This window comes from Promicromonospora sp. NPDC057138 (assembly GCF_042670845.1).
Classification (GTDB): domain Bacteria; phylum Actinomycetota; class Actinomycetes; order Actinomycetales; family Cellulomonadaceae; genus Promicromonospora.
Genome location: NZ_JBHUUX010000064.1, coordinates 1 through 24,329, shown reverse-complemented (window position 1 = coordinate 24,329; position 24,329 = coordinate 1). Strand labels below are relative to the sequence as shown.

Annotated in this window: 23 protein-coding genes; 10 read left to right on the top strand and 13 right to left on the bottom strand. The window is 70.2% G+C overall.

Features of this window, described 5'->3' with window-relative positions:
• The first annotated feature begins 203 nt into the window (after positions 1–203).
• A complete protein-coding gene (locus ACFT2C_RS24140; RefSeq protein WP_377209623.1) occupies positions 204–1,058 on the top strand; it encodes a hypothetical protein in 855 nt (284 codons plus the stop codon).
• Positions 1,059–1,131: 73 nt separating this feature from the next.
• On the opposite strand, the gene trpD is transcribed toward ACFT2C_RS24140, so the two are convergent.
• Both trpD and ACFT2C_RS24130 read right to left on the bottom strand, forming a co-directional pair.
• The gene (gene trpD, locus ACFT2C_RS24135; protein WP_377209622.1) at positions 1,132–2,187 is read right to left on the bottom strand and encodes an anthranilate phosphoribosyltransferase; all 1,056 of its coding nucleotides are present in this window, start codon (positions 2,185–2,187) and stop codon (positions 1,132–1,134) included.
• Entirely contained in the window at positions 2,184–2,633 is a 450-nt protein-coding gene (locus tag ACFT2C_RS24130; RefSeq protein WP_377209634.1) for a hypothetical protein, read from the bottom strand. The genes trpD and ACFT2C_RS24130 overlap by 4 nt, the downstream gene beginning before the upstream one ends.
• Before the next feature lie 187 nt (positions 2,634–2,820).
• Between ACFT2C_RS24130 and ACFT2C_RS24125 the strand changes: the two genes are divergently transcribed.
• The 6 genes from ACFT2C_RS24125 to ACFT2C_RS24100 all read left to right on the top strand — a co-directional run bounded on the left by ACFT2C_RS24125 (position 2,821) and on the right by ACFT2C_RS24100 (position 9,829).
• Positions 2,821–3,474, top strand: a complete 654-nt coding sequence (locus tag ACFT2C_RS24125; protein ID WP_377209621.1) for a heme-copper oxidase subunit III — start codon at positions 2,821–2,823, stop codon at positions 3,472–3,474.
• 107 nt (positions 3,475–3,581) lie between these two features.
• Positions 3,582–4,361, top strand: coding sequence for a c-type cytochrome (locus ACFT2C_RS24120; protein ID WP_377209620.1), 780 nt, complete (start codon positions 3,582–3,584; stop codon positions 4,359–4,361).
• Positions 4,358–5,428, top strand: a complete 1,071-nt coding sequence (locus ACFT2C_RS24115) for a Rieske 2Fe-2S domain-containing protein (protein ID WP_377209619.1) — start codon at positions 4,358–4,360, stop codon at positions 5,426–5,428. Before ACFT2C_RS24120 ends, ACFT2C_RS24115 begins: the two co-directional genes overlap by 4 nt.
• Entirely contained in the window at positions 5,425–7,137 is a 1,713-nt protein-coding gene (locus ACFT2C_RS24110) for a cytochrome bc complex cytochrome b subunit (protein ID WP_377209618.1), read from the top strand. Before ACFT2C_RS24115 ends, ACFT2C_RS24110 begins: the two co-directional genes overlap by 4 nt.
• A 165-nt stretch (positions 7,138–7,302) precedes the next feature.
• Positions 7,303–7,932, top strand: coding sequence for a superoxide dismutase (locus ACFT2C_RS24105; RefSeq protein WP_377209617.1), 630 nt, complete (start codon positions 7,303–7,305; stop codon positions 7,930–7,932).
• Between the two features lie 223 nt (positions 7,933–8,155).
• Positions 8,156–9,829, top strand: coding sequence for a cytochrome bc complex cytochrome b subunit (locus ACFT2C_RS24100; protein ID WP_377209616.1), 1,674 nt, complete (start codon positions 8,156–8,158; stop codon positions 9,827–9,829).
• A 9-nt stretch (positions 9,830–9,838) separates the two neighbouring features.
• On the opposite strand, the gene ACFT2C_RS24095 is transcribed toward ACFT2C_RS24100, so the two are convergent.
• The 9 genes from ACFT2C_RS24095 to ACFT2C_RS24055 all read right to left on the bottom strand — a co-directional run bounded on the left by ACFT2C_RS24095 (position 9,839) and on the right by ACFT2C_RS24055 (position 20,456).
• The gene (locus ACFT2C_RS24095) at positions 9,839–10,120 is read right to left on the bottom strand and encodes an Lrp/AsnC family transcriptional regulator (RefSeq protein ID WP_377209615.1); all 282 of its coding nucleotides are present in this window, start codon (positions 10,118–10,120) and stop codon (positions 9,839–9,841) included.
• Complete coding sequence (locus ACFT2C_RS24090) at positions 10,114–11,940, bottom strand: DEDD exonuclease domain-containing protein (protein ID WP_377209633.1); 1,827 nt, start codon at positions 11,938–11,940, stop codon at positions 10,114–10,116. Before ACFT2C_RS24090 ends, ACFT2C_RS24095 begins: the two co-directional genes overlap by 7 nt.
• Positions 11,941–12,042: 102 nt before the next feature.
• Positions 12,043–12,873 (bottom strand): phosphoribosylaminoimidazolesuccinocarboxamide synthase, encoded by an 831-nt coding sequence (locus ACFT2C_RS24085; RefSeq protein ID WP_377209614.1) that lies wholly within the window; start codon positions 12,871–12,873, stop codon positions 12,043–12,045.
• 10 nt (positions 12,874–12,883) lie between these two features.
• Entirely contained in the window at positions 12,884–14,518 is a 1,635-nt protein-coding gene (locus ACFT2C_RS24080; protein ID WP_377209613.1) for an alpha-amylase family glycosyl hydrolase, read from the bottom strand.
• Positions 14,515–16,104: a glucoamylase family protein gene (locus tag ACFT2C_RS24075; RefSeq protein WP_377209612.1), complete on the bottom strand. Its 1,590-nt coding sequence runs from the start codon at positions 16,102–16,104 to the stop codon at positions 14,515–14,517. Before ACFT2C_RS24075 ends, ACFT2C_RS24080 begins: the two co-directional genes overlap by 4 nt.
• A 46-nt stretch (positions 16,105–16,150) precedes the next feature.
• On the bottom strand, positions 16,151–17,338 hold the full coding sequence (locus ACFT2C_RS24070; RefSeq protein ID WP_377209611.1) for a glycoside hydrolase family 1 protein: 1,188 nt from the start codon (positions 17,336–17,338) through the stop codon (positions 16,151–16,153).
• Between the two features lie 9 nt (positions 17,339–17,347).
• Complete coding sequence (locus tag ACFT2C_RS24065) at positions 17,348–18,226, bottom strand: carbohydrate ABC transporter permease (RefSeq protein WP_377209610.1); 879 nt, start codon at positions 18,224–18,226, stop codon at positions 17,348–17,350.
• Positions 18,226–19,182: a carbohydrate ABC transporter permease gene (locus ACFT2C_RS24060; RefSeq protein ID WP_377209632.1), complete on the bottom strand. Its 957-nt coding sequence runs from the start codon at positions 19,180–19,182 to the stop codon at positions 18,226–18,228. The genes ACFT2C_RS24065 and ACFT2C_RS24060 overlap by 1 nt, the downstream gene beginning before the upstream one ends.
• Complete coding sequence (locus tag ACFT2C_RS24055; protein ID WP_377209609.1) at positions 19,179–20,456, bottom strand: extracellular solute-binding protein; 1,278 nt, start codon at positions 20,454–20,456, stop codon at positions 19,179–19,181. The genes ACFT2C_RS24060 and ACFT2C_RS24055 overlap by 4 nt, the downstream gene beginning before the upstream one ends.
• Positions 20,457–20,693: 237 nt before the next feature.
• On the opposite strand from ACFT2C_RS24055, the gene ACFT2C_RS24050 reads away from it, so the two are divergent.
• On the top strand, positions 20,694–21,701 hold the full coding sequence (locus tag ACFT2C_RS24050; protein WP_377209608.1) for a LacI family DNA-binding transcriptional regulator: 1,008 nt from the start codon (positions 20,694–20,696) through the stop codon (positions 21,699–21,701).
• On the opposite strand, the gene ACFT2C_RS24045 is transcribed toward ACFT2C_RS24050, so the two are convergent.
• Entirely contained in the window at positions 21,698–22,180 is a 483-nt protein-coding gene (locus tag ACFT2C_RS24045; RefSeq protein ID WP_377209607.1) for a MarR family winged helix-turn-helix transcriptional regulator, read from the bottom strand. The genes ACFT2C_RS24050 and ACFT2C_RS24045 overlap by 4 nt on opposite strands.
• A 67-nt stretch (positions 22,181–22,247) precedes the next feature.
• Here ACFT2C_RS24045 and ACFT2C_RS24040 point away from each other — a divergent pair, with 67 nt between their 5' ends.
• Positions 22,248–22,760: a hypothetical protein gene (locus ACFT2C_RS24040; RefSeq protein ID WP_377209606.1), complete on the top strand. Its 513-nt coding sequence runs from the start codon at positions 22,248–22,250 to the stop codon at positions 22,758–22,760.
• A 47-nt stretch (positions 22,761–22,807) separates the two neighbouring features.
• Here ACFT2C_RS24040 and ACFT2C_RS24035 read toward each other — a convergent pair whose 3' ends face one another.
• Positions 22,808–23,572, bottom strand: a complete 765-nt coding sequence (locus ACFT2C_RS24035) for a lysophospholipid acyltransferase family protein (protein ID WP_377209605.1) — start codon at positions 23,570–23,572, stop codon at positions 22,808–22,810.
• 56 nt (positions 23,573–23,628) lie between these two features.
• Between ACFT2C_RS24035 and ACFT2C_RS24030 the strand changes: the two genes are divergently transcribed.
• The gene (locus ACFT2C_RS24030) at positions 23,629–24,258 is read left to right on the top strand and encodes a hypothetical protein (protein WP_377209604.1); all 630 of its coding nucleotides are present in this window, start codon (positions 23,629–23,631) and stop codon (positions 24,256–24,258) included.
• The last annotated feature ends 71 nt before the right edge of the window (positions 24,259–24,329 follow it).

The following is a 24,329-nucleotide window of genomic DNA, read 5'->3' as shown; positions in this document are numbered from 1 at the left end:
CACCTGGTTCCGACGCCGGGCGGCATACCTCCTGAACGAGGCATACCGCCCGGCGTTCTGGTGCGCGGACCGGGTTTTCACCCCGTGTTTCACCCGCGGCGGGTGCCCGTCGGGCAGATCCGGCTGTTTGGATCGAATCCCGCCACCCGGTCCCCGGCGCCCAGAGCGCCCCCGGTGATGGTGAACCGAGAAAGGGGCAGCTCGTGCGAGTTTCGAAGAAGAAGGTCGTGTCGCTTGCGGCCGCCGGCCTGCTGGCGGTCAGCCTGGTGGGCTGTGGCTCGACGCCCGTCGACACCTACGACCTCTACGACCCCGACGACCCCGGCACGGGGTCGGAGACAGCAGAGGAGCAGGCGACTCCCGGTGCGAAGAAGTCGTCGGCGGAGGTCACGCAGGCGACGTTCGTCGATCTCGTGGGCGCGTCACAGGAATCAGCGACCACGATGCACATGGAGACGACCTACAGCGGCGCGGCGGCCGAGGCCGCGGGCATCACCGGCGTGACCATGCCGACAGACGTGGACGTCAGCGACCCGGAGTCGCCACGGATGTCGATGTCGATGAACGCCGAGGGCACGGAGCTCTCGATGATCGTCGTGGACGGGACGTACTACCTCTCGATGGGCGAGCTCACCGAGGGCAAGTACATCAAGGCCTCATTGGACGAGATGATGGACGACCCGATGATGGGCTCGTTCCAGTCGATGTCCGGCTCGGCGGACCCGAAGGCGCAGCTGGAGGGCTTCGGGGACGCCATCGTGTCGTTCGAGGCGAGCGGGTCGGACACCGTCGACGGAACCGACGTCGACCTGTACACCCTGGTTCTGGACCCCACCAAGGTGACCGGACCGCAGATCGAGCAGCTTGACCCGGAGATGGTGGAGGCGTTGGGCGGGATGACGGTCGTCTACGCCCTGGACGAGACCGACCGCCCGCTCCGGGTCGAGGTCACCATGGTGATCGAAGGGAAGTCGCTCGTCTCGACGTCCGTGTTCAGCAGGTGGGGCGAGGACCTGGACATCGAGGCGCCCCCGGCGGATCAGATCTTCGAGCAGTGATCCGCCGGCGATCGCACACCGACGGTGACAGCGCGGGCCGGGCACCTGGTGGTGCCCGGCCCGCGTCATCAGGTCAGCGGCTGGCGGCGATCCAGCGGTCCAGGGTTGCCTGCGCCGCGCCCGAGTCCACAGCCTGCGCCGCGAGCTCGATCCCGGCGCTGAGGCGCTCCACGAGAGTGCCGGAGCCGGGTCCGGTGCCGGGGAGCGAGCCGTCGGCCACCAGGCCCGACGCCGCGTTGAGCAGCACGGTCTCGCGGACCGGGCCGCCCTCACCGGCGAAGACGGCGCGGGCGACACCGGCGTTGTAGGCGGCGTCGTGGCCGCGCAGGTCCTCGACCTTGATGCGCGTGAGACCCAGGTCGGCGGCCGGGTCGAGGCGGTGCTCGGTGACCGCGCCGTCGGCCACCACCCACACCGTGGCGCCCGCGGTCGCCGCGAGCTCGTCGAGGCCCTCGTCCCCGCGGAACACGAGCGCCGACTTGCCGCGCTCGGCGAACACGCCGGCCATCAGCGGCGCCATCCGCGCGTCCGCGCAGCCGACGGCGGCCGCGCGGGGCTGGGCCGGGTTGGTGAGCGGACCCAGGAAGTTGAAGGCCGTCGGCACGCCCAGCTCCTTGCGGGCCACGCCGGCGTGCCGCATCGACGGGTGGAACACCATCGCGAAGCAGAAGGTGATGCCCGCCTCGCGCGCGATCTGCGCGACCCGCTCGGGGGTGTGGTCCAGCCGGATGCCGAGCTCCTCGAGCACGTCAGCGCTGCCTGACGACGACGACGCCGCCCGGTTGCCGTGCTTCACCACGCGCAGTCCGGCGCCCGCGATGACCACGGACGCCATGGTCGAGATGTTCACGGTGTGCGCGCGGTCGCCGCCGGTGCCGACGATGTCGACGGACGGGCCGGGCACCTCGATGTGGGTCGCGTGCTTGACCATGGACTCGGTGAGACCGGCCAGCTCCTCGACCGTCTCACCCTTGGCGCGCAGCGCGACGAGGAAGCCGGCGAGCTGGACGGGGGAGACCTCGCCGGTCATCACCCGGTCCATCGCCCAGGTCGCTTCCTCCTGGCTCAGGTCGGTGCCGGTGATCAGCCCGGCGAGGAGGCCGGACCACGTGGGGGCTTCGATGCTCACGCGGTGCCCGCCCCGACGGCGAGCAGCTTCGCGACAGCCTCCTGGACCTTGATGGCGTCGAGCGGGCGGGACACCACGCCGTCGGCCAGGGACCAGGAGGCGAGCCACGCGTCGTCGGGACGGCCGGTCAGGATGAGCACCGGGGGGCACTCGTAGATCTCGTTCTTGAGCTGGCGGCACAGCCCCATGCCGCCGGCCTGGTCCGCCTCGCCGTCGAGGACGAGCAGGTCCCACGACTCGTTGTCGGCCTTGTCCACCACGGCGGCGGGGGTCGCGGCCTCGGTCCAGTCGATGTCGGGCGCGCCGGCCTTCAGGCGCGGGCCGACGGCGAGGCGTACCTGCTCGCGCACGCTGCGGTCGTCGCTGTACAGGAGGACGCGCGGGCTCGACGTCGCCTCATCGGACTCCAAACCGTTCGCACCTGCGCTGGTCACATCCGTCGTCATGCCGGTCATGCCTCGATCGTGGCACAGTCCCCGCTTCGACGGCAGATTTGTCCGCCGCCTTTTCATGGCACTCTGTGGAATCGCGTCAGCAAGAGACGCCGCAGGTAGTGCGTCGAAGGGACTTTGTGAGATTCGACGCGAGCGTCCCCGGTCCTCGGGTGTCCGGGACACTCGAACGTCGGCCATAATGGCTCTCGTGTCGACCGCAACGGCTGCAGCCACCCCCACGCACCAGCACGTGACAGTCAATCGTCCGAACCCGGTCTCGGTCGGGACGATCGTCTGGCTCGCGAGCGAGCTCATGTTCTTCGCAGCGCTCTTCGCGATGTACTTCACGGTCCGGCAGACGATGCCCGCCGCGGAGTGGGCGCTGCAGGCGGACAAGCTGAACCTCACCTTCTCGACGATCAACACGATCGTCCTGGTGCTGTCCTCCTTCACCTGCCAGGCGGCGGTCTTCAAGGCGGAGCAGTTCAGGCCGATGCGGTCCGGCAAGCTGTACCAGTTCTGGACCTGGGGCATGCAGGAGTGGCTCACGATGACGTACCTCATGGGCGCGTTCTTCATCGGCGGTCAGATCTTCGAGTACACCGAGCTGGTCCACGAGGGACTGACGATCTCGTCCAGCCCGTACGGCTCGGTCTTCTACATGACCACCGGCTTCCACGGCCTGCACGTGACCGGCGGTCTGATCGCCTTCCTCTTCGTGCTCGGCCGCTCGTTCGCCGCCAAGCGCTTCGGTCACCACGAGTCCACGACCGCTATCGTCACGTCCTACTACTGGCACTTCGTCGACGTGGTGTGGATCGCGCTGTTCGCGGTGATCTACCTGCTGCGCTGACCCCGGAGCACCGACGCCCGGGGCGCCGGTGCCGCAGGGCCCGTGCGGTGGCATAGGTTCAAGCAAGACAAAGAAGCTCAAACACTCAGCGAGACGAGGACATTTTCGTGAAGGCACTCGCCGCCCGCAGGCACCACCGGCTGGCGCCGGTCGTGCTCCTGCTGCTGGCGCTGCTGACCACGGGTGGCATCTATGCCGCCCTGGCTCCGAGCACGGCTAAGGCCGAGACCGTCAGCACCGCGGACATCGAGACCGGTAAGAAGCTGTTCCAGGCCAACTGCGCGACGTGCCACGGCGCGAACGCGGAGGGCACCAACGGCGTGCCGTCCCTGGTGGGCGTCGGCGCGGCCGCCGTCGACTTCCAGGTGTCGACCGGCCGTATGCCGATGCAGATGAACGGCCCGCAGGCGCGGGCCAAGCCGGCGCAGTTCGACGAGGAGCAGACGGCGGCGCTCGCCGGGTACATCGCCTCGCTTGGCGCCGGGCCGGCGATCCCCACGGACGAGCAGGTCGACGCCTCGCAGGGCGACCCGTCCAACGGCATGGCCCTGTTCCGCACCAACTGCGCCATGTGCCACAACGCCGTGGGCGCGGGCGGCGCACTCTCGGAGGGCAAGTTCGCCCCCGCGCTGTGGGAGACGTCGGAGCGGAACATCTACCAGGCGATGCTCACCGGCCCGCAGTCGATGCCGGTGTTCAACGACGCGAACATCACGCCGGACGAGAAGCGCGACATCGTCTCGTTCCTCGTCGAGCAGCGCGAGGGTTCGGCCGGCGGTAACGCGCTCGGCGCCCTCGGCCCGGTGTCCGAAGGCCTCTGGGCCTTCGCGATCGGTCTCGGCCTGCTCATCGGCGCCGCAGTGTGGATCGGAGCGAAGTCCTCGTGAGCGAGAACCAGAACCCCCCGGCCGGCACCTCGCACGAGGTGACGGTCACCCCCGAGACGGGCACCGCCGTCGGGCCGGCCAACCGGTTCACCGACCCGGGTATCCCGGAGCACAAGCACCGCCTCACCGACACGGACCCCCGCGCCGCCAAGCGCGCCGAGCGGACAGTGACCCTCCTGTTCGTCCTGTCGGTCCTCGGCACCATCGGCTCGATCGTCGCCTACGTGATGGTCCCGCCGGACGGCACGACGGCGGGCGTCCGGCTGTCGACCCTGCTGACCGGCCTCGGCCTCGCGGTGTCGCTGCTGGGCATCGGGGTCGCCGGCATCCACTGGGCCAAGACGCTCATGGGCGACCGCGAGATGGTCCAGGAGCGGCACCCGCTCGCGTCGTCCCCCGAGACCCGCGCGGACGCGGTCAAGGACCTCAACGACGGGCTGCAGGACTCGGGCGTCGTCGGACGGCGCGGCGTGCTCAAGGGCGCGTTCTTCGGCGCGCTGGCGCTCTTCCCGCTGGCCATCGCGGTGCCGCTGATCGGCTCCGTGGGCGGCGACTGGAACATCTCGAAGTTCAAGCACACGATCTGGAAGCAGGGCACGCGCCTCGCGATCGACCCGTCGGGCCGGCCCATCAAGGCCGCCGACGTCACCGTGGGCTCCGTGTTCCACGTCATCCCGGAGACCACCGAGGAGTTCCGCGAGACGCACGAGTGGATCACGGAGAAGGCCAAGGCCGTCGTCCTGATGGTGCGCCTGAACCCGGAGGACCTCCGGACCGACCAGTCGCCGCCGGGCGAGACCTGGTCCCACGAGGGCATCATCGCCTACTCGAAGATCTGCACGCACGTGGGCTGCCCTGTGGCGCTCTACGAGCAGCAGACCCACCACCTCCTGTGCCCGTGCCACCAGTCGACGTTCGACGTCGCGGACGGTGCGAAGGTCGTCTTCGGCCCGGCCAACCGCCCGCTGCCGCAGCTACCGATCACGGTCGACGACGAGGGCTACCTCGTGGCGCAGGACGACTTCGCCGAGCCCATCGGCCCGAGCTTCTGGGAGCGCCTGAAGTGAGCACCGCGACCGACGACACCACGCGCGAGGCACCGGCCGAGCCGACGACGACCATCGGCAAGGCGGCCGACTACCTCGACCAGCGGACCACCATCGGTGTGCTGGTCAAGGAGTTCGCGCGCAAGGTCTTCCCGGACCACTGGTCCTTCATGCTGGGCGAGATCGCCCTGTTCTCGTTCGTCGTGCTGATCGCCTCGGGCTTCTTCCTGACGATGTTCTTCGAGCCGTCGATGGCGCTCACCACCTACGAGGGCGAGCACCCGGCGAACATGCACGGGCAGCTCATGTCCGTCGCGTTCTCCTCGACCCTCGAGATGTCGTTCGAGGTGCGCGGCGGTCTGCTCATGCGGCAGATCCACCACTGGTCGGCCCTGATCTTCATGGGCTCGATCGTCGTGCACATGATGCGCGTGTTCTTCACCGGCGCGTTCCGCAAGCCGCGCGAGCTCAACTGGATCGTCGGCCTGGTGCTGATGATCCTGGGCCTGGGGGCCGGCTTCACCGGCTACTCGCTGCCCGACGACGTGCTGAGCGGCAACGGCCTGCGGATCACCGACGGCGTGGTCAAGTCGATCCCGCTGATCGGCTCCGTCATGTCGTACCTGATCTTCGGCGGCGAGTTCCCGGGCCACGACATCGTGCCCCGCCTGTTCACCCTGCACATCTTCGTGATCCCGGGCATCCTGCTGGCCCTGATCGCGCTGCACCTGTTCCTCATGGTGCTGCAGAAGCACACCCAGTACCCGGGCGGCGGCCGCACCGACAAGAACGTGGTCGGGTACCCGGCCGCGCCGGTGTACGTGGCCAAGATGACCGGCAACTTCTTCATCGTCGCGGGTGTGCTGACGCTGATGGGTGCGACGCTGGCGATCAACAACGTGTGGAACTACGGCCCGTTCGACCCGTCGCCGGTGTCCGCGGGAGCCCAGCCGGACTGGTACATGCTGTTCCTGGAGGGCTCGCTGCGACTGATGCCCGGCCAGGGCACGGAGTGGGTCATCGCCGGGTTCACGCTGCCGCTGAACGTCCTGGTCCCCGCTGTCGTCATCCCGGGCATCCTGTTCACGTTCCTGTTCGTCTACCCGTTCCTCGAGGCGAAGGTCACCGGTGACAACCGGGAGCACCACGTGCTGGACCGCCCGCGCAACAAGCCGGCGCGCACCGGCCTGGGCGTCGGCTTCCTGGCGGCGTTCATCATCCTGGCCCTGGCCGGGTCGAACGACCTCATCGCCACGCACTTCGGGCTGTCGATCAACTCGATCACCTGGGTGTTCCGCGTCCTGCTCTTCGTCGGGCCGGTGTTCGCGTACTACATCACCAAGCGCATCTGCCTCGGGCTGCAGCGCAAGGACCGCGAGCTGGTGCTGCACGGGCACGAGTCGGGCCGCATCGTGCGGTTCGCCAACGGCGAGTACATCGAGGTGCACACCCCGCTCGACGAGCAGGAGCGCTGGCTGCGCGTCAACTACGAGGCGCCGGCCCCGCTGGAGATCGCCCCGAAGACCGACGCCCGCGGTGTGAAGCGCAAGGGCTACGCCTCCGACAAGCGGTGGCAGGGCCTGTCCCGGTTCTTCTACGAGGACCGCGTCTCGGCCGTCACCCCGGCGGAGATCGAGGCGTCGCACTCGCACGGCGAGCACGACGAGATCGACGGATCCGAGCGCCAGGCCGTCGAGGCCGGCGTGGGATCCACCTCGCGGGAGCACTGAGCGACCTGCGACACCAAGCGATGGCCTGTGTCTCCCGGTCCGCAACTGCGGCCGGGGACACGGGCCATTGCCGTCCGGGCGGGCACCACACCGGCGCGCGACCAGGACGGCGTCTTCCCCGGCACACCGTCCGGTGTGCGGACCGATCCTGGAGGTACCTCAGCAATGGCTGTTTACACGCTCCCTGACCTGACCTACGACTACGCCGCGCTCGAGCCGCACATCTCGGGCAAGATCATGGAGCTGCACCACTCCAAGCACCACGCGACGTACGTGGCCGGGGCGAACACGGCTCTGGACCAGCTCGCCGAAGCCCGTGACTCGGGCAATCTGGCCGCGGTGAACCTGTTCGAGAAGAACCTTGCGTTCAACCTCGGTGGTCACATCAACCACTCGATCTTCTGGACGAACATGGCGCCCGAGGCCGGTGGCGAGCCGACCGGTGACATCGCCGCGGCGATCGACGAGCACTTCGGCTCGTTCGAGAAGTTCAAGGCGCACTTCACCGCCGTCGCCGCCGGTGTGCAGGGCTCCGGCTGGGCCGTCCTGGCCTGGGACTCGATCGGTCAGAAGCTCGTCGTCGTGCAGCTGTTCGACCAGCAGGGCAACATCCCCTTCGCGCTCACCCCGGTCCTCATGCTGGACTGCTGGGAGCACGCCTACTACATCGACTACCTGAACGTGCGCCCGGACTACATCAAGGCCTGGTGGAACCTGGTGTCCTGGAGCAACGTCTCCGAGCGCCTGGCGCGGGCCAAGACGCAGACCGCCGGCCTCGTCGTCGCGTCGGCCTGACCTGCCGGGTCTGACCTGCTGGGTCTGATCGGCTTGGCTCGACCGGCTGATCGCCTGACCGGATCCGGTGCATCGCGGGAAGCTTCCCGGGGTGCACCGGATCTGTCATGTCACGGATCGTCAGGCTATTTCGTCGTCCTGGGTGGAAAGCAGCGCCCGGAACGGTGTCTACTGGAGGGGCACGGATCGACAGGCGCGTATCTCCTACCTCAGAGGTGATGACGTGGCAAAGCAGCAGCGTCCGACCACCGCGCTCGGCAAGACCGCCGACTATCTGGACCAGCGGACCACCATCGGTGTGCTGGTCAAGGAGCTCGCGCGCAAGGTCTTCCCGGACCACTGGTCCTTCATGCTGGGCGAGATCGCCCTGTTCTCGTTCGTCGTGCTGATCGCCTCGGGCTTCTTCCTGACGATGTTCTTCGAGCCCTCGATGGCCCTGGTGCGCTACGAGGGCTCTCCGCCGTCGATGGACGGCAAGCTCATGTCGGCGGCGTTCTCGTCGACCGTGCACATGTCGTTCGAGGTGCGCGGCGGTCTGCTCATGCGGCAGATCCACCACTGGTCGGCCCTGATCTTCGTGGGCTCGATCGTGGTGCACATGTTCCGGATCTTCTTCACCGGCGCGTTCCGCAAGCCGCGCGAGCTCAACTGGCTCGTCGGCCTGACCATGCTGATCCTGGCGCTGGCGGCCGGCTTCTCCGGCTACTCGCTGCCCGACGACGTGCTGAGCGGCAACGGCCTGCGCATCATCGACGGCGTCGTGAAGTCGATCCCCCTGATCGGCTCGTTCGTGTCGATGATCGTCTTCGGTGGCGAGTTCCCGGGCAACCAGATCGTGCCCAGTCTGTTCACCCTGCACATCTTCGTGATCCCCGGTCTGCTGATCGCGCTGATCGGCCTGCACCTGTTCCTCATGGTGCTGCAGAAGCACACGCAGTACCCCGGGGCCGGCCGCACGGACAGGAACGTCGTGGGCTACCCGGCGGCGCCGGTCTACGTGGCCAAGATGACCGGCAACTTCTTCATCATCGCGGGTGTCCTGACCCTGATGGGCGCCATGCTGTCGATCAACAACATCTGGAACTACGGGCCGTACGACCCGTCGCCGGTCTCGGCGGGCACCCAGCCCGACTGGTACATCCTGTTCGTCGACGGCGCGCTGCGCCTCATGCCGGGACCGGGCTGGGAGTGGGTCATCGGCGGCTACACGCTGAGCATGAACCTGCTGATCCCGGCGCTGATCCTGCCGGGCATCCTGTTCACGCTGCTGGGCGCGTGGCCGTTCCTCGAGGCCCGCGTCACCGGGGACCACCGCGAGCACCACGTGCTGGACCGGCCGCGCAACCGGCCGGTGCGCACGGGGATCGGCGTCGCGCTGTTCGTCGCATTCGTGATCTGCGCCCTGGCCGCCACGAACGACCTGATCGCCACGCACTTCTCGCTCAGCATCTTCGCGATCACCTGGGCACTGCGCGTGCTGATCTTCGTGGGTCCGGTGTTCGCGTTCTGGGTGACCAAACGCGCGTGCCTCGGGCTCCAGCGCAAGGACCGCGAGCTGGTGCTGCACGGCCACGAGTCGGGCCGCATCGTGCGGTTCGCCACCGGCGAGTACATCGAGGTGCACACCCCGCTAGAGGCGGAGGAGCGCTGGCTGCGCGTGAACTACGAGGCGCCCGCCCCGCTGGAGATCGGGCCCGCCACCGACTCGCGCGGCGTCCGGCGAAAGGGCTACAGGGCCGACCGGCGTTGGCAGAGGCTGTCCGAGTTCTTCTACGAGGACCGGGTGACGCCCGTGACGCCCGCCGAGCTCGAGGCCGCGCACTCCCACGGGCAGCACGACAAGATCGAGGCGAAGCAGCCCACCGGCGCGGGCGCCCTGGGGCGGCAGAAGCGCTAGCGCAAGGACCTAGTCGTCGAGCCCGAGGGCGAACGCCTGCTCCAGGTCCGCCTTGGAGAAGGCGCGGAAGGCGATGAGGGTCTCGGTGTTCTGCACGCCGGACACCTTGTTCACCCTGTCGGACACGACGCCGGCGAGCTGCTCGTGCTCCGGCACGCGCACGATGGCGACGAGGTCGGTCTTGCCCGTCACCGAGAAGACCTCGCTCACTCCGTCGATGTTCGCGACCTCCTGCGCGACCTCGGGAATGCGGGACGTCTCGGCATCGATGAGGACGATCGCGGTCAGCATGCCGTCATCGTATCCACGTGCGGCGCGTTCTCGGGCTCCGGGGCGGGCGCGGCGTCGAGAACGTCGTGCGCCGTGCCGATCTCGAGCTGCACCCGGTCGCTCACCCAGGCCAGGTCCGCATGCGCACCGGCCGCGCGCACCGGGCAGGCCCACGTGTCGCTGAGGTGCACCAGGCGGACGCCGGGGGAGTCGAGCCATCCCAGGAGCAGGTCGGTCTCCTCGGGGTGCGCCGCGGGCGCGGGTGCGACGGGCGGCTCGACGTGCTCCGCCGTCGTGCGCAGGGCGTCGACGAGGGGGAGGGGACTGGCACCGGGCGCGGAGACGTCGGTGGCGGCGAGCCGCCCGTGCTTGATCACCACGATCTCCCAGCCCCCTGGTTTGCCCGGGGCGTTGCCGATGCCGGACGGGCGCGCCGCCACGAGCTCCGCGCAGCGGGCCAGCGGATCCAGCTTCTGCGCCCGGTGCGCGCCCGAGACGAAGGCGCGCAGCCGGCGGGTGACCTCGCCGGCCTCCTCGTAGCGCTCCTGGTGGGCGAGCGCGGCTATCCGGTCGGAGAGCGCGCGCACGACCGGGGAGGCGTCGCCGGTCAGGGCGCTGCGTGCGGCGTCGGCCACGTGCTCGTAGGACGCGTCCGGGGCCTCCGTCGCCACGCACGGGGCGGAGCAGCGGCCCATGCCGGCCAGGGCGCACGGGCTGCCCGGCGTCTTGGAGACCAGGGGGATGCGGGCGGTGCACTGGCGCAGGTTCAGGGCGTCGTGCAGGGCGTGCACGGCCTCCTGCGCGGCGCGCCGGGACCCGAAGGGGCCGATGTGCGCGGCGCCCGCCACGACGCCGCCCACCACCGACAGGCGCGGGTAGGCCTCGTCGGTGAGGCGCACCCACGAGTGCCGCTCCGGGAACTTCGAGCGCCGGTTGTAGCGCGGGGCGTGCTCGGTGATCAGCCGCAGCTCGCGCACCTGCGCCTCCAGCGGCGTCGCGCACGCGACAGGCGTGACTCGCTCTGCGATGCGCACCATCTCCGAGATCCGCTTCCGCTTCTCGGCGGCGGTGAAGTAGGAGCGCACGCGCTTGCGGATGTTGACGGACGTGCCGACGTACAGCACCTCGTCGCCCGGCCCGCGGAAAAGGTAGACGCCGGGCGCCTCGGGCAGGTCGTCGGCCAGGTGCCGCTTGCGGCGCACCTCCGGCGACACCGGGTCGGCGGCCGTGGCCAGGTCCTCGAGATGCGTGATGCCCATCGGCGCGAGGCGCTCGAAGAGCGCGTGCAGGACGTCGACGGTCGCGCGCGCGTCGGCCAGCGCGCGGTGGTCGGGGGAGACGCTGGCGTGGAACAGGTTCGCGAGGGTGGACAGCTTGTGGTTGGGCGCCTCGTCGCGCGTGACCAGGCGCCGGGCCAGCGGCACCGTGTCCACGACGGTGAACCCTGGCCACTCGTAGTCGAGCCGCGCGCACATGGCCTTGAGGAAGCCGACGTCGAACGGCGCGTTGTGCGCCACCAGCACGGTGTCGCGCGCCCACTCCAGGAAGCTCGGCAGCACCAGCGCGATGTCCGGCGCCGTGGCGACCATGGCGTTGGTGATACCCGTCAGCCGCGCGACGAACGCCGGGACCGAATGACCCGGGTTCACCAGCGACTGGAACTCGCCCAGCACCTCGCCGCCGCGGACCTTGACCGCGCCGATCTCGGTGATGCCACCCTCTGTGGCTTTGGTGCCGGTGGTCTCCAGGTCCACCACCACGAAGGTCACGTCCCGCAGCGGCGTGCCGAGCTCCTCGAACGTGGCCTGGTATGCGGACGCGGTGGTACTCACGGCGTGCACGCTAGCCGCACTCACTGACACTCCCGCCCACCCACATCGCTGAGTGCTGGGTATTGGTTCGAAAGTTGCTCGTGGACCAACAAATACCCAGCACTCAACGGATCAGGTCCAGGTCTCGCCTGTCAGCTGCTCGTAGATCTCGACGTAGCGGGCGCGGGTCTCGTTGACGACGTCGTCGGGGATCGCCGGGCCGGGGTAGGTGCGGTCCCAGTCCGCGAGGGTCGAGGACCAGTCGCGCACGAACTGCTTGTCGTAGGACCACTGCGCGCGGCCCGGCTCGTACTCGCTCGCCTTCCAGAAGCGTGAGGAGTCGGGGGTGAGCACCTCGTCGGCGAGGGTCAGCACGCCGTCGGCGTCGACCCCGAACTCGAACTTCGTGTCGGCGATGATGACGCCGCGCTCTCGGGCGATCTCGGCGCCGCGCTCGTAGATCGTGAGCGTCAGGTCCCGCAGCCGGTTCGTGGTCTGCTCGCCCAGGTCCTTGGCGATCTCCTCGACGGAGATGTACTCGTCGTGCCCCTCGTCCGCCTTGGTCGACGGCGTGAACACAGGCTGCGGGAGGCGGTCGGCCTCGACCAGGCCGGGCGGGAAGGCGACGCCGGACACGGTGCCGGTCTCGCGGTAGCTGTCCAGGCCTCCGCCCGCGAGGTACCCGCGCGCTATGCACTCGACCGGCAGGATCTCCAGCCGCTTGCAGCGGATGGCGCGCCCCGCCCACTCCTCGGGCACGTCCTCGCTGATCACGTGGTTGGGCACCAGGTCGGCGAACTGCCGGAACCACCACAGCGAGAGCTGGGTCAGGATCGCGCCCTTGTCGGGTACGGGCGTCGGCAGCACGACGTCGTACACCGATACGCGGTCGGAAGCCACCAGGATTACGTCGTCGCCGTCCGCGTAGACCTCGCGAACCTTGCCCTTACGGATCAGTTCCACGCGGCCAAGGTTAACCCGCGGACCGGAGGTTCTCGGGCGCGTCCAGGTCGAGCACGGCGTACCCGTGCCCGTCCAGGTGCACGACGTCGGGTCCGCCGTCGCCCGCCTTGACACTGCAGCCCCTGGCGAACACCGTCCGGGCACCCGCGGCCCCGTCGAGCGGAAGCCTGACCGCCGCCCGGCCCGGGTTGAGCACGATCGCGAGCGTGCCGCCCCGCAGGTAGGCCAGCGGGTAGCCGGTGGCGAGCACCTCGGTCGGCGACTCGACATCGAGGCGTGAGTCGCGGTGACGCAGCGCGATGAGCCCGCGCACCAGCCGCAGCAGCGAGCCCTCGTCGTCAAGCTGCCCGGCGACCGTGGGCCGGTTCGGGTCGGGGTCCTGCGGCAGGTACGTGGACGCCGCAGGGCTGCCGGGGCCGAACGTGGCCGCCGGGAGGTCACCCCACTGCATGGGGGTGCGCGAGCCGGCCCGGTCGTACGTCGGGCCGAGCTGGGAGCCCTCCAGCGTCGGCGTGCCCGGCACGTACCGCATGCCGATCTCGTCCCCGTAGTAGACCGAAGGCAGGGCAGGCCATGTCATCGTGAGCACGTGGGCGACCCGGGCCTGCTCGGCGTCGCGCGCGCCCGCCACGAGCCGCGTGAAGTCGTGGTTCGACGTCGGCAGGCCCACCACCCCGCCGCGCCCGGTGGCCGCGATGGCATCCGTCGCCACCCGCCAGGCCTGGACGAACGTGCTCGCGTCACCGCGCGCGTCGGCGTCGGCCCAGGCGGACACCTCGCTCCAGGCCGGGTCCACCGTCCCGGCCCCGTTGTTCCACAGGGACCGGAACGGCAGCCCCTCGTCGTCGCCCCCGAACTGGAGGAAGAAGTCCGCGTGGAAGCCCGCCGGGACGGCGATCCGGGGGTTGCCCCACTCGCTGATCAGCACGCGGCCCGGGTAGGTCTCGTCCAGCCAGGAGCGGGTCTCGCGCCACAGGCGGCCCGTCTCGACGCGGCTGGGGTCGTCCTTGACGAGCGACGACGCCATGTCGACGCGGAACCCGGCGACCCCGACGTCGAACCAGTACGCCATGATCTGCCGCAGCGCTTTCCGGTTGACCAGGGGGCCCGGGGCGTCCACCGGCTGACGCCAGGGCTCGGCGGGATCGGGGCGGGCGTACCCGTAGTTCAGCGCGGGCTGGAACGGGAAGAAGTTGGGTCGGTAGTAGCCGCCGCGCGCGCCCAGTCCGGGCTGGAAGCCGTCCACGGGCACGTCGCTCCAGACGAACCGGTCGTCGTCGGGGTCGTCGGCGGACGCGCGGAACCACGGGTGCTGGTCCGAGGTGTGCCCGGCCACGAGGTCGAGCAGCACGGAGATGCCGCGGCGGCCGGCCTCCTCGGTGAGCCGGGCCATGTCCTCGTTCGTGCCGTAGCGGGGCGCGATCTGGAAGAAGTCCGCGACGTCGTACCCGGCGTCGGCGAACGGGGAGACGAAGCACGGGCTGAGCCAGAGCGCGTCCACCCCGAGCCACGCGAGGTAGTCCAGCCGCTCGGTGATGCCCTCGAGGTCGCCGATGCCGTCGCGGTTCGCGTCCGCGAACGACTGCGGGTAGATCTGGTACAGGACGGTGCGCCCCAGGCGCGAGGCGAGATCCAGTGTTTTCACCCGTCCCACCCTACGGAGAACTGCTCGATCGTCATCAGGGGGCGCACTTTCCGCTCCAGGGCGCCCGGCGCGACGTAGCGGCGCATCGCGTCGTCGGCCAGCTCGTTGCCCAGCGCGGCCATGATCATGCCCTGGTCCAGCGCCAGGTAGTGCTCGGAGACCTGGCCGCTGCGCACGGCCACGGCGTCGTAGAAACCACCCGGGCCGTACGAGTCGAAGTCCGCGGCGATGTTCCGCAGGTTGGCCATCGCCTCCCGGGGCGCGTACCGCAGCGCGAGGAACGACGCGTGCGGCGTCACGACGCCGTCGCCGTACTCGGTGGGCGCGGGCGAGCCCTCGCGGCAGCCCTCGTACGGCTGGCCGACGGCGGTGCGCTCCTGGTCGGAGGTGTAGCCCGGCCCGTCCAGCCCGAGCTGGTCGACGCCGTACTCGCGGTACCCGCCGGCCGGGTTGTTCGACGGCGAGAAGCCCCAGTACCCGTAGCCCGCCTCCGCCATGCCGTGCTCGATCTGCCCGCGCACGTACAGCGGGTGGTTGCGGCCCCACGACCGGGGGCCCCACGTCTCCTCGGGCACGAAGAGCGGCACCATGAGCGCCTCGAACATGCTGCCGCCCCAGGTCGGGACCACCCGCATGCCCCGGTACGGCAGGGCGCCCTCGAAGACGTCGACCCCCAGGTACTCGGCCCACTCGCCGACCGGCCGCGTCTCGGTCCAGTCCCAGTCGCACGAGTCGGGGAAGGTGCGGTACGTGCCGAAGTAGTGCTTCGCCGGGATCTGCCCCTGCGCGATCCCGAGGTACGAGGCGATCCGCGGCTCGGTGTTGAACGCGCCGTAGTGGTGGCCGGTGTACCAGACGTCGGCGCCCATGCCGCAGTAGTCGCCCGGGACCGGCGCGGTCTCCTGCGGGTCGGCGTCCCAGAACCCGCCGCGGATCTGGTTCTGCGCCGGGTCGTAGTAGCAGCCGAAGTCCATGCGCTCGCGGACGGCGTCCGCCTCGTCGGCCAGGGACGGCTCCGCGCGGCTCGCCAGGAGCAGGCCGGTGGCCAGCCAGCCGTTGTCCACGCTGGACAGGAACGGCTTGACCGGGTCGCCGCTGGTGGGGAACGTGGTGAGCTTGGCGCCCGTGGCCGGGTCGTACCAGTTGTAGAACATGCCGCTGGGCTCGTGCTTCTCCAGCCCGGCGACGGTGTCCAGCGTGGTCGCCATGCGGCCGCGTGCCTCACGGCGGCTGATGAGCCCGAGGTCCCGGGCGACCACCGTGCTCCACAGGTAGGCGCCGATGTTGGTCGGTGAGGTGTACCCGCCGCGGCTGCCCGGGTCGAGGTCGCCGCCGATGTTGTCGTCGGGCAGGCCCGTCTCCTCGACGACCAGCGCGTCGAACGAGCGCCAGGTGTCGGCCGCCCAGGTGCGTAGCTGGCGACGGTCGTCGGCCTGGCTCGCGGCCTGGCCCCGGCCCGTGACCGGGTCGGGGGTCGCGGCCAGGGCTGCGCCGGTGGCGCTCGCCGGGACGGCGGTGAACGTCAGGGCGGCGACGGCGGCCGCCGCGACCACTGCCCTGGATCTGCTCATGACGTGTCTGCTCATGGTGTGTCTCCTCTACGTCGTCGTAGTCGTGACAGCGCTTGTCGGCTCAGGCGGGCAGCTCGCCCGTGCGGGCGACCTTGCCGAGCCACGCGAGGCTCGGCTTGGGCGTGCGCTCGAACGTCGTGCGGTCGACGGCGATCAGCCCGAACGTCGGGGCGAAGCCGCTCATCCACTCGTAGTTGTCGAGCAGCGACCAGTGCAGGTAGCCCTCGACCCGGCAGCCGCCCGCCATCGCCCGGGCCATGCCCGCGAGGGCCTCGCGGGTGTAGTCGATGCGGCGGGCGTCGTCGGCGGTGGCCATGCCGTTCTCGGTGACGATCATCGGGACGCCGCCGGTGATGCGGTGCGTGTACTCCAGGGCCTCGCCCAGCGCCTGGGGGTAGTACTCCCAGCCGGTGAGGGTGGTCTCGACGTCGTCGGCGACGGGTACGGGCTCCCCGTCGGCTCCGATGATGGTGCGCAGGTAGCTCTGCACGCCCACGAAGTCGTCGCCGCGCGCGACCTCGAGGAAGAAGTCCTCGCGCGGGTAGGCGTAGGCGTCCCGGGCGGCCTCGGCGCCCGGCGCCGCCTGGAACACCTGGTTGGCGATGGTCCAGCCGGCCCGCACGTGCCCCAGGCCGTGCAGGATCTCGACGGCGCGCCGGTGGGCGGTCGCCTGCACCTCGGACGCCGCCTGGTCCGGGGCGGCCAGCCCCGCGGCGTCGAGGTTGGTGCGGCGGCTCGCGCCGAGCATCATCGAGGTGATGTTGGGCTCGTTGATGGTGACGACGTGGCCGACGTCGCCCAGGATCCGCGTCGCGGTCTCGACGTAGCGGCTGAAGGTGTCGACGGCGTCGGGCGCGAACCAGCCGCCGCGCTCGGCGAACCAGCGGGGCAGCGTGAAGTGCAGGAGCGTGACGACGGGCGTCACGCCCGCGGCCAGGCACGTGTCGATCATGCGCCGGTAGTGCGCGAGCTGGGCCCGCGAGATCTCGCCCTCGGCGGGCTCGATCCGCGCCCACTCGATCGAGAAGCGGTAGGCGTTCAGGCCGGCGTCCGCGAGCAGCCCGACGTCCTCGGGGTAGCGGTGGTAGCTGTCGACGGCGTCGCCGGAGCTCTCCGTGCACAGCGTCCCGTCGACGTGCTCCTTCGCCCACCAGTCGCTGTTGGTGTTGCCGCCCTCGATCTGGTGGGCGGCGGTCGAGGCGCCCCACAGGAAGCCGGGCGCGGTGGGCAGCGTGAGCTGTTCGGTCACAGAGAACTCCTACTTCAGGCCGGTGGTCGAGATGCCCTGCACGATGTGCCGCTGCAGGACGAGGAAGACGATGAGGATGGGCAGCACGATGACCGTCGCGCCCGCCACCAGCAGGCCGTACTGGACGGTGTTCTGGCCGGTCGAGTACAGGGCCAGCGCGACGGGCAGCGTGTACTTGTCGGCCGACTGGACGGCGACCAGGGGCCACAGGAAGTTGTTCCAGGACCCGAGGAACGTGAGGATGCCGAGCGTCGCCAGCGCCGGGCGGGCCTGCGGCAGCACGACGGCGAAGAACGTGCGGAACTCGCCGGCGCCGTCGACGCGCGCGGCGTCGAGCAGCTCGTCCGGGACGTCGAGCATGAACTGCCGCATCAGGAACACCCCGAACGGCGCCGCCAGGAACGGCAGGATCAGCGCCGCGTAGGTGTTGATGAGGTCCAGGTTGGCCACGAGCACGAACAGCGGCACGAACGTGACCATGCCCGGCACCATCAGGGTGCCCATGACCAGTGCGAACAGCGCGCGCCGGCCCGGGAAGTCGAGCTTCGCGAGCGCGTAGCCGACCATGGCGCTGAACAGGACCGACCCGACGGTCACGACCAGCGCGACGACCACCGAGTTGAGGAAGTACCGCGGGAAGCTCAGCGTGGCGAACAGCTCGGTGTAGTTGGCCCAGGTCACGTGGTCGGGGATCAGGGTGGGCGGGAACTGCCGGATCTCGCCCTCCGGCTTGACCGACGACACGACCATCCAGACCAGCGGCCCGATCGAGGCGGCGAGGCCGAGCAGGAGCGCGACGTTGAGCAGGATCGCGCGCGGGGTGAACCGGCGCGGGCGGGACGCGTCGTCGTGCGCCATCACTTCTCCGGCCATCACTTCTCCGGCCATCACTTCTCCGTCCTGAGCAGGCGGAACTGGAGGTAGGACAGGATCACGATGGCGACGAACAGCACGTAGCTCATCGCCGCCGACAGGCCGTAGTTGCCGAACCCGAACTGGTTGAAGATCTCGTAGGCCACCGAGTTGGTGGCGCCCAGCGGGCCGCCCTGGGTCATCACGAACGGCTCCTCGAAGAACTGCAGGTAGCCGATGCCGGTGATGACCGCGCAGAACAGCAGGGTGGGCCGCAGCAGCGGGACTGTGATGGACCGGAACTGCCGCACTGCGCCCGCCCCGTCGATGGCGGACGCCTCGTACACGTCGCGGGGGATGCCCTGCAGCCCGGCCAGCAGGATCACCATCGAGTACCCGACGTTGCGCCAGGTCGCCATCACGATCAGCGACGGCATGGCCCAGGCCGCGTCGGTGAGCCACCGCGGCCCGTCGATGCCGACGACGCCGAGCGCCGAGTTCACGAGCCCGAAGTCGGGCTGCAGCAGGAACCGCCACACGACAGCAACCGCGACGATCGACGTCACCACGGGGGCGTAGAAGCCGACGCGGAACACCGACCGGAACCACACCAGGCCCGAGTTCAGCAGCACCGCCAGCAGCAGCGCGATCGCGAGGGTGAGCGGCATGGCCACCCCGACGAAGTAGAGCGTGTTGCCGGCGGCCTGCTGGAACTTCGGGTCCGCGAGGACGGCGACGAAGTTGTCGAGCCCCACGAAGTTGACGGCCCACGGCGTCCGGAGGTCGGCGCCCCGCATGTCGGTGAACGCCATGTACAGCGACGACACCACCGGCAGCAGCATGAAGACGGCGAACAGCACGCTGAACGGCAGCGCGAAGCCCCAGGCGGCGAGGCCCGTGCGGCGGCGGCGTGCGGACGTACGCCGCGCTGTGACGGTCCCTGACGGGACGGACGCGGGCGGGACGGTCGCAGTGGAGACGGCCACGGTCAGTCCAGGCCCGTCCCGATCGAGGTGGCGGCGTCCTGCATCTGCTTTGCCGCGTCCTGCGGGCTCACGTCGCCGGCGATGACCTGTTCGATGACGAGGTCGAGCTCGTGCTCGATCTCGGCCCAGGTCGGGATCGCCGGGGTCGAGCGCGCGGTCTCGAGCACGTCCTGGTAGACGGCAACCGCGTCGTCGTCGGCCAGCGCCGGGTCGTCCCAGGAGGACTGGACGGCGGGCAGGTCGCTGGAGATCCCGAACCAGTCGACCTGGGTGGCCGGGTCGGTGGTGAACTGGACGAACTTCCACGCGGCGTCGGGGTTGGCGGCGTCCGCCAGGACCGCGAGGTTGGAGCCGCCGATGAACGACCCGGTCGCCTCGTCCTCCGGCAGCGGCACCACGCCGAACTTGTCCGCGAAGTCGTCGCCCGCCGTCGTCAGCAGGTTCGCGCGCTCCCACGGGCCCGAGACGAACGAGCCGAGGTCCCCGTCGATGAAGTTCTGCACCTTCTCGTCCTCGACGAGGACCGGCGGGGCCAGCCCGTCGCGCATGAACGAGGAGTAGTACTCCAGCGCCTTGACCTGGGCGTCGTTGTCGAGAGTGAACTCGCCGGCGTCGTCCATGATCTCGCCGCCGGCCTGCCAGTAGAACGGCAGGTACATCAGGGCCGTGGAGTTCCCGCGGGTCTGCAGGGCGATGCCGTGCTCGGCCCCGGCGTCCTGCAGCCCGGCCGCGAAGGCGGTCAGATCGTCCCAGGTCTTCGGGGCCTCAAGTCCCTCCTTCTCCGCGAGGTCCTTGCGGTAGTACAGGACGCGCGTCTCCACGTACCAGGGCACGCCGTACGAGGTCCCGTCGACGACCGTCGTGTCCCACGCGCCCGGGAAGAAGGCAGCGGAGTCGATGTCCTGAGGGGTGGGCGCGAGGCCGCCGAGCCCCACGAACCCGCTCACCAGGGTGGTGCCGACCTGCATGACGTCGGGCACCTCGCCCGTGGCGATCGCCGTGTTGATCTTCTCCGTCGACGACTCCCACGGGACCGGCGTGACGTTCACCGTGACCTCGGGGTTGTCGGCCTCGAACTGCTTCGCGAGCTCCGGCAGCAGCTCGCCCTCCGTGCCCATCGCCCAGACCTCGACCGTGCCGGTCGCGGGGCCGTCCGTGATACCGCTGGGGCCTTCTGCCGTGGTGTCGCCCTCATCGCTGCGGCCGCACCCGGTGAGGGCGAGGGCCAGCGTGAGGGTCGACGCCGTCGCCGCTGCGACGACGCGAGGTGTCCTGTTCACGATCACTCCTTTGTTGAACCGTGTCGATCCGTGCCGTCTGCTGGTCCGAAATTTCGAAGGTGAATCTCGGAAAGACCCGGGGAGGTTAGACGGGGCGGCGAGGACTGTCAATGGGCGCTCGCGGCGGCTTGCCGTGTGTTCTGGCGCTGCACCGGCTGCTGCGCCGGCGTGTGCCGTGCCATCGGTTACGCTCCTGGTTTCGGAAACACATCTCGCCGAGCGCCCGACGGAGGACCCATGGCGCAGGACCAGCCCCGCATCCCGCTCGCCGTCGTCGCGGCCGAGGCCGGCGTCTCGGTCCCCACGGTCTCCAAGGTCCTGAACACGCGGCCCGATGTCGCCGGCGCCACCCGCGCCCGCGTCACCGAGGCGCTGGAGCGGCACGGCTACGTCGTCCGGCCGCCCGCGGCGAAGCCGACCGGCATGATCGACGTCCGGATCGTCGACTTCGAGGGCACCTGGTCGGAGGCGGTGGTCCGGGGCGCCGTCGCCGGCGCGCGGCGGCTCGGGCTCGACGTCGTCCTGGCGGTCGAGCCCGACCCCGACGACTGCAGCTCCTGGGTGCGGCATGCGCTGGAGCGCGGCACCGACGGCCTGGTCAGCATCGTCGCGGTGCCCGACGCCGACGCGCGGCGCGCGCTGGAGGACACCGGCACGCCGCTCGTCGTCGTCGACCCGCGGCAGCGGCCGCCCGAGGGGATGCTCAGCGTCGGGGCCACCAACTTCCAGGGCGGGCTGGAGGCGACGGCCCACCTCCTCTCGCTGGGCCACCGCCGTATCGCCACGATCACGGGCGCGCTGGAGCAGGACAACGCCATCGCGCGGCTCGCGGGCTACCGCGCCGCCATGATCCGGGAGGGCGTGCCCACCGACGACGAGCTCGTGTACGTCGGCGCCTACGGCGTGACCTCCGGATACGAGGGCGCGCAGCACCTGATGGCCCTGGACGACCCGCCCACCGCCATCTTCGCCAGCAGCGACGACACCGCCCTCGGCGCCCTGCGCGCCCTGCGCGAGGCCGGGCTCGTGGTGCCTCGCGACGTCTCGCTCGTCGGCTTCGACGACCTGCCGATCGCGCCGTGGATCGACCCGGCGCTCACCACGGTGCGGCAGCCCCTGGCGGAGATGGGCGCCACCGCCGTCGACCTGGTGCACCGCGCCCGGACGGCCAGCGGCCACACCCTCCGCACGGAGCTGGCGACCACCCTGGTGGTGCGTTCGTCGAGTGCTCCACCGCCACGTTAGGGCGCGTCGTGCCGCGGCGGCGCGGCGGCCGGCCGCCGGACCGTGGTCGCGGTATCCGCCCCCGTGCGTAGCAGTCGCTCGGCTTCGGCGAGGTGATGCTCAAGATCTCGCCGTTCGTCGTCCGTGAGGCTCGGTGTACTGGCGCTGAGTGCATCGTCGATCGTGTTGCCCGCGCGCTCCAGGATCTTGCGGCGCGCCCGGGCGTCCAGGTCGACGCGGACCTTGCGTCGGTCAGCGGGGTCCTTCTCGATCGTGAGTGCGCCCACGTCGGCCATGTCGCGAGCGATGCGTGACACGAGGCTCTGCGCGAGCCTCGTCCGATGAGTGATCTCGCCGATCGTGGACTGCGGGTTGCGTGCGACGTCCTCGAGCACCGCCAGCTGGCCGGCGTTCACGCTGTCCTCGCCGGTGTTCTCGGTCGCTCGCAAGGCGATCTCACGGATCGTTCGAGCCAGGCGATGCAGGTCGGCGGCGCGCATGGACCTATTCAATCACTAGTGATACTTTCACGGAAACGATCACTAGTGATTGAACTGGGAGCGCATCGTGTCCTTGGACTGGGGAGCCATCAATCAGATCGCCGACAACCTCATCATCGCGGTCGGGATCGCGGTCCTGATCGTCCGGCAGTTCCTCTGGCGGTCAGCGGTGCTGCACCGCATGCTCCGGCTTCCGTCACTGGTCATCGCGGCGGGGGTCGGCTATCTGGGCGTCGAGCTCGGGACCGGGTTCCAGTGGGTTCCCGGGGACTGGTTCATCATCGGCGAGCTCGCCCTCGTCGCGATCACCGGAACGGCGATGGGGTACGTGACCCGCTTTCGCGCGGTCGAGACGAGGCTCGAGTACCGCCTCACGGGGCCCGGCGTCGGCCTGTGGGCCGTGTTCGTCGCCATCCGAGCGGGGTTCTTTCTTCTCGCTACAGCATCCGGGGCCGACCTCGCAGGCGCGACCGGGCTGGTCCTGTTGTCCTTCGGCGTGAACAGGCTCGCCGCGATCATGGTCGTCCGGCGCCGCGCGGCAGCGATGCTCGCCCGCCGGCCGGAAAGTGTCAGTAGCTGATCGGACGGCGCCGGCGGACGCCTTCTGCCTCCACGAGCCGCGACGGGTCAGCGCTTGGGGCGCTGCGGCTTTTCCACCTCCGGGAGGGGGAGGCCGCCGGGGCCCTCCTCGGACGCGGGGGGCAGGGGTTCGCCGCGGGCCACGCGCTCCTTGGCGCTGGCCGCGTACGCGTCGACGTACTCCTGGCCGGACAGTGCGAGGATCGCGTACTCGATCTCGTCGGCGACGGCGCGCAGCACGAACTTGTCGGTCTCCATGCCCTTGTACCGGCTGAAGTCGAGCGGCTCGCCGATCACGGCGCCCAGCGGCATGAACGTGGGCAGGCCCTTTCCGGGCGGCTGTGCGACGTCGGTGTCGACCATGGCGACCGGGATCACCGGGGCGCCCGACTCGAGTGCCATCCGGGCCACGCCGGTCTTCGCCTTGTACAGGCGACCGTCGGGGCTGCGGGTGCCCTCCGGGTAGATGCCGAACAGGTTGCCCTCGCGCAGCACGCGGAGGCCCGTGCGCAGCGCGGCCTCGCTCGCGGCGCCTCCGGAGCGGTCCACGGGGATCATGCCGATGCCCGTCATGAACCAGGCCACGATCCTGCCCTTGAGGCCCTTGCCGGTGAAGTAGTCGGACTTGGCGAGGAAGGTCACCCGGCGCGGGACCAGCAGCGGCAGGATGAACGAGTCGATCACCGCGAGGTGGTTGCTCGCCATGATCGCCGCGCCTGTGCGCGGTACGTTCCTGGCGCCGATGACCCACGGCTGGTACGCCAGGCGCAGCCATGGGCCCACCAGCAGGTTCCTCATCACCCAGTAGAACAAAATTTCCTCCTCATGACCCGGTCCCGTAGGCCCCCTGACGACAATAGAGTGTGCCCATGGCCGCATCGAACACCGACGACCGCGACGACGACGTGCCCGGCGACACCCCACGGGAGCTGGGCGACGACGACGTGGCCTCGCGCTGGGCCGACATCGTCGCCACCCTCGGCGATATCGACGTCTCCCGGACCGACGGCACCGACGGCACCGCCGACGACCCGGAGAAGCCCGCCGAATCTTCTCAGACTTCGCGGTCCGATGACGAGCGCAACGACGGCGACCGCGCCGGCGACGCCTCGGGCGCGCCCGAGGGCGTGGCGGGTATCGAGCCGGGTATCGAGCCGGGTATCGAGTCGCGCGTGATCCTGCCCGCCGGCCCTCGCGACTGGCCGCTGTCGCCCGAGGCCGAGGCGCTCGAGGAGGAGGAGTCCCACTTCACGCCGCCGGAGCCCCCGCCGCTGCTGTCCCGCGACCCGCTGCTCACCATGGCGTGGAGCTTCGTCGTGGGTGTTCCCGTGCTCGCCGTGATCGGGATCATCGTGTCCGCGGCGGTGCCGGCGCTGGCGATCCCACCGCTGGTCGGGCAGATCGGCCTCGGCCTGTTCGTGCTGGGCCTGGGTGTGCTGATCTGGCGCATGCCGCACCAGCGCGACCCGGACGACGACGGCCCGGGCGCCGTCGTCTGACCCGAGACCCGGTCCGCGAAGTAGAGCGCCTGTCCGGCGCCGCACGAGGAATCCTCGTGCCGGGCCGGACC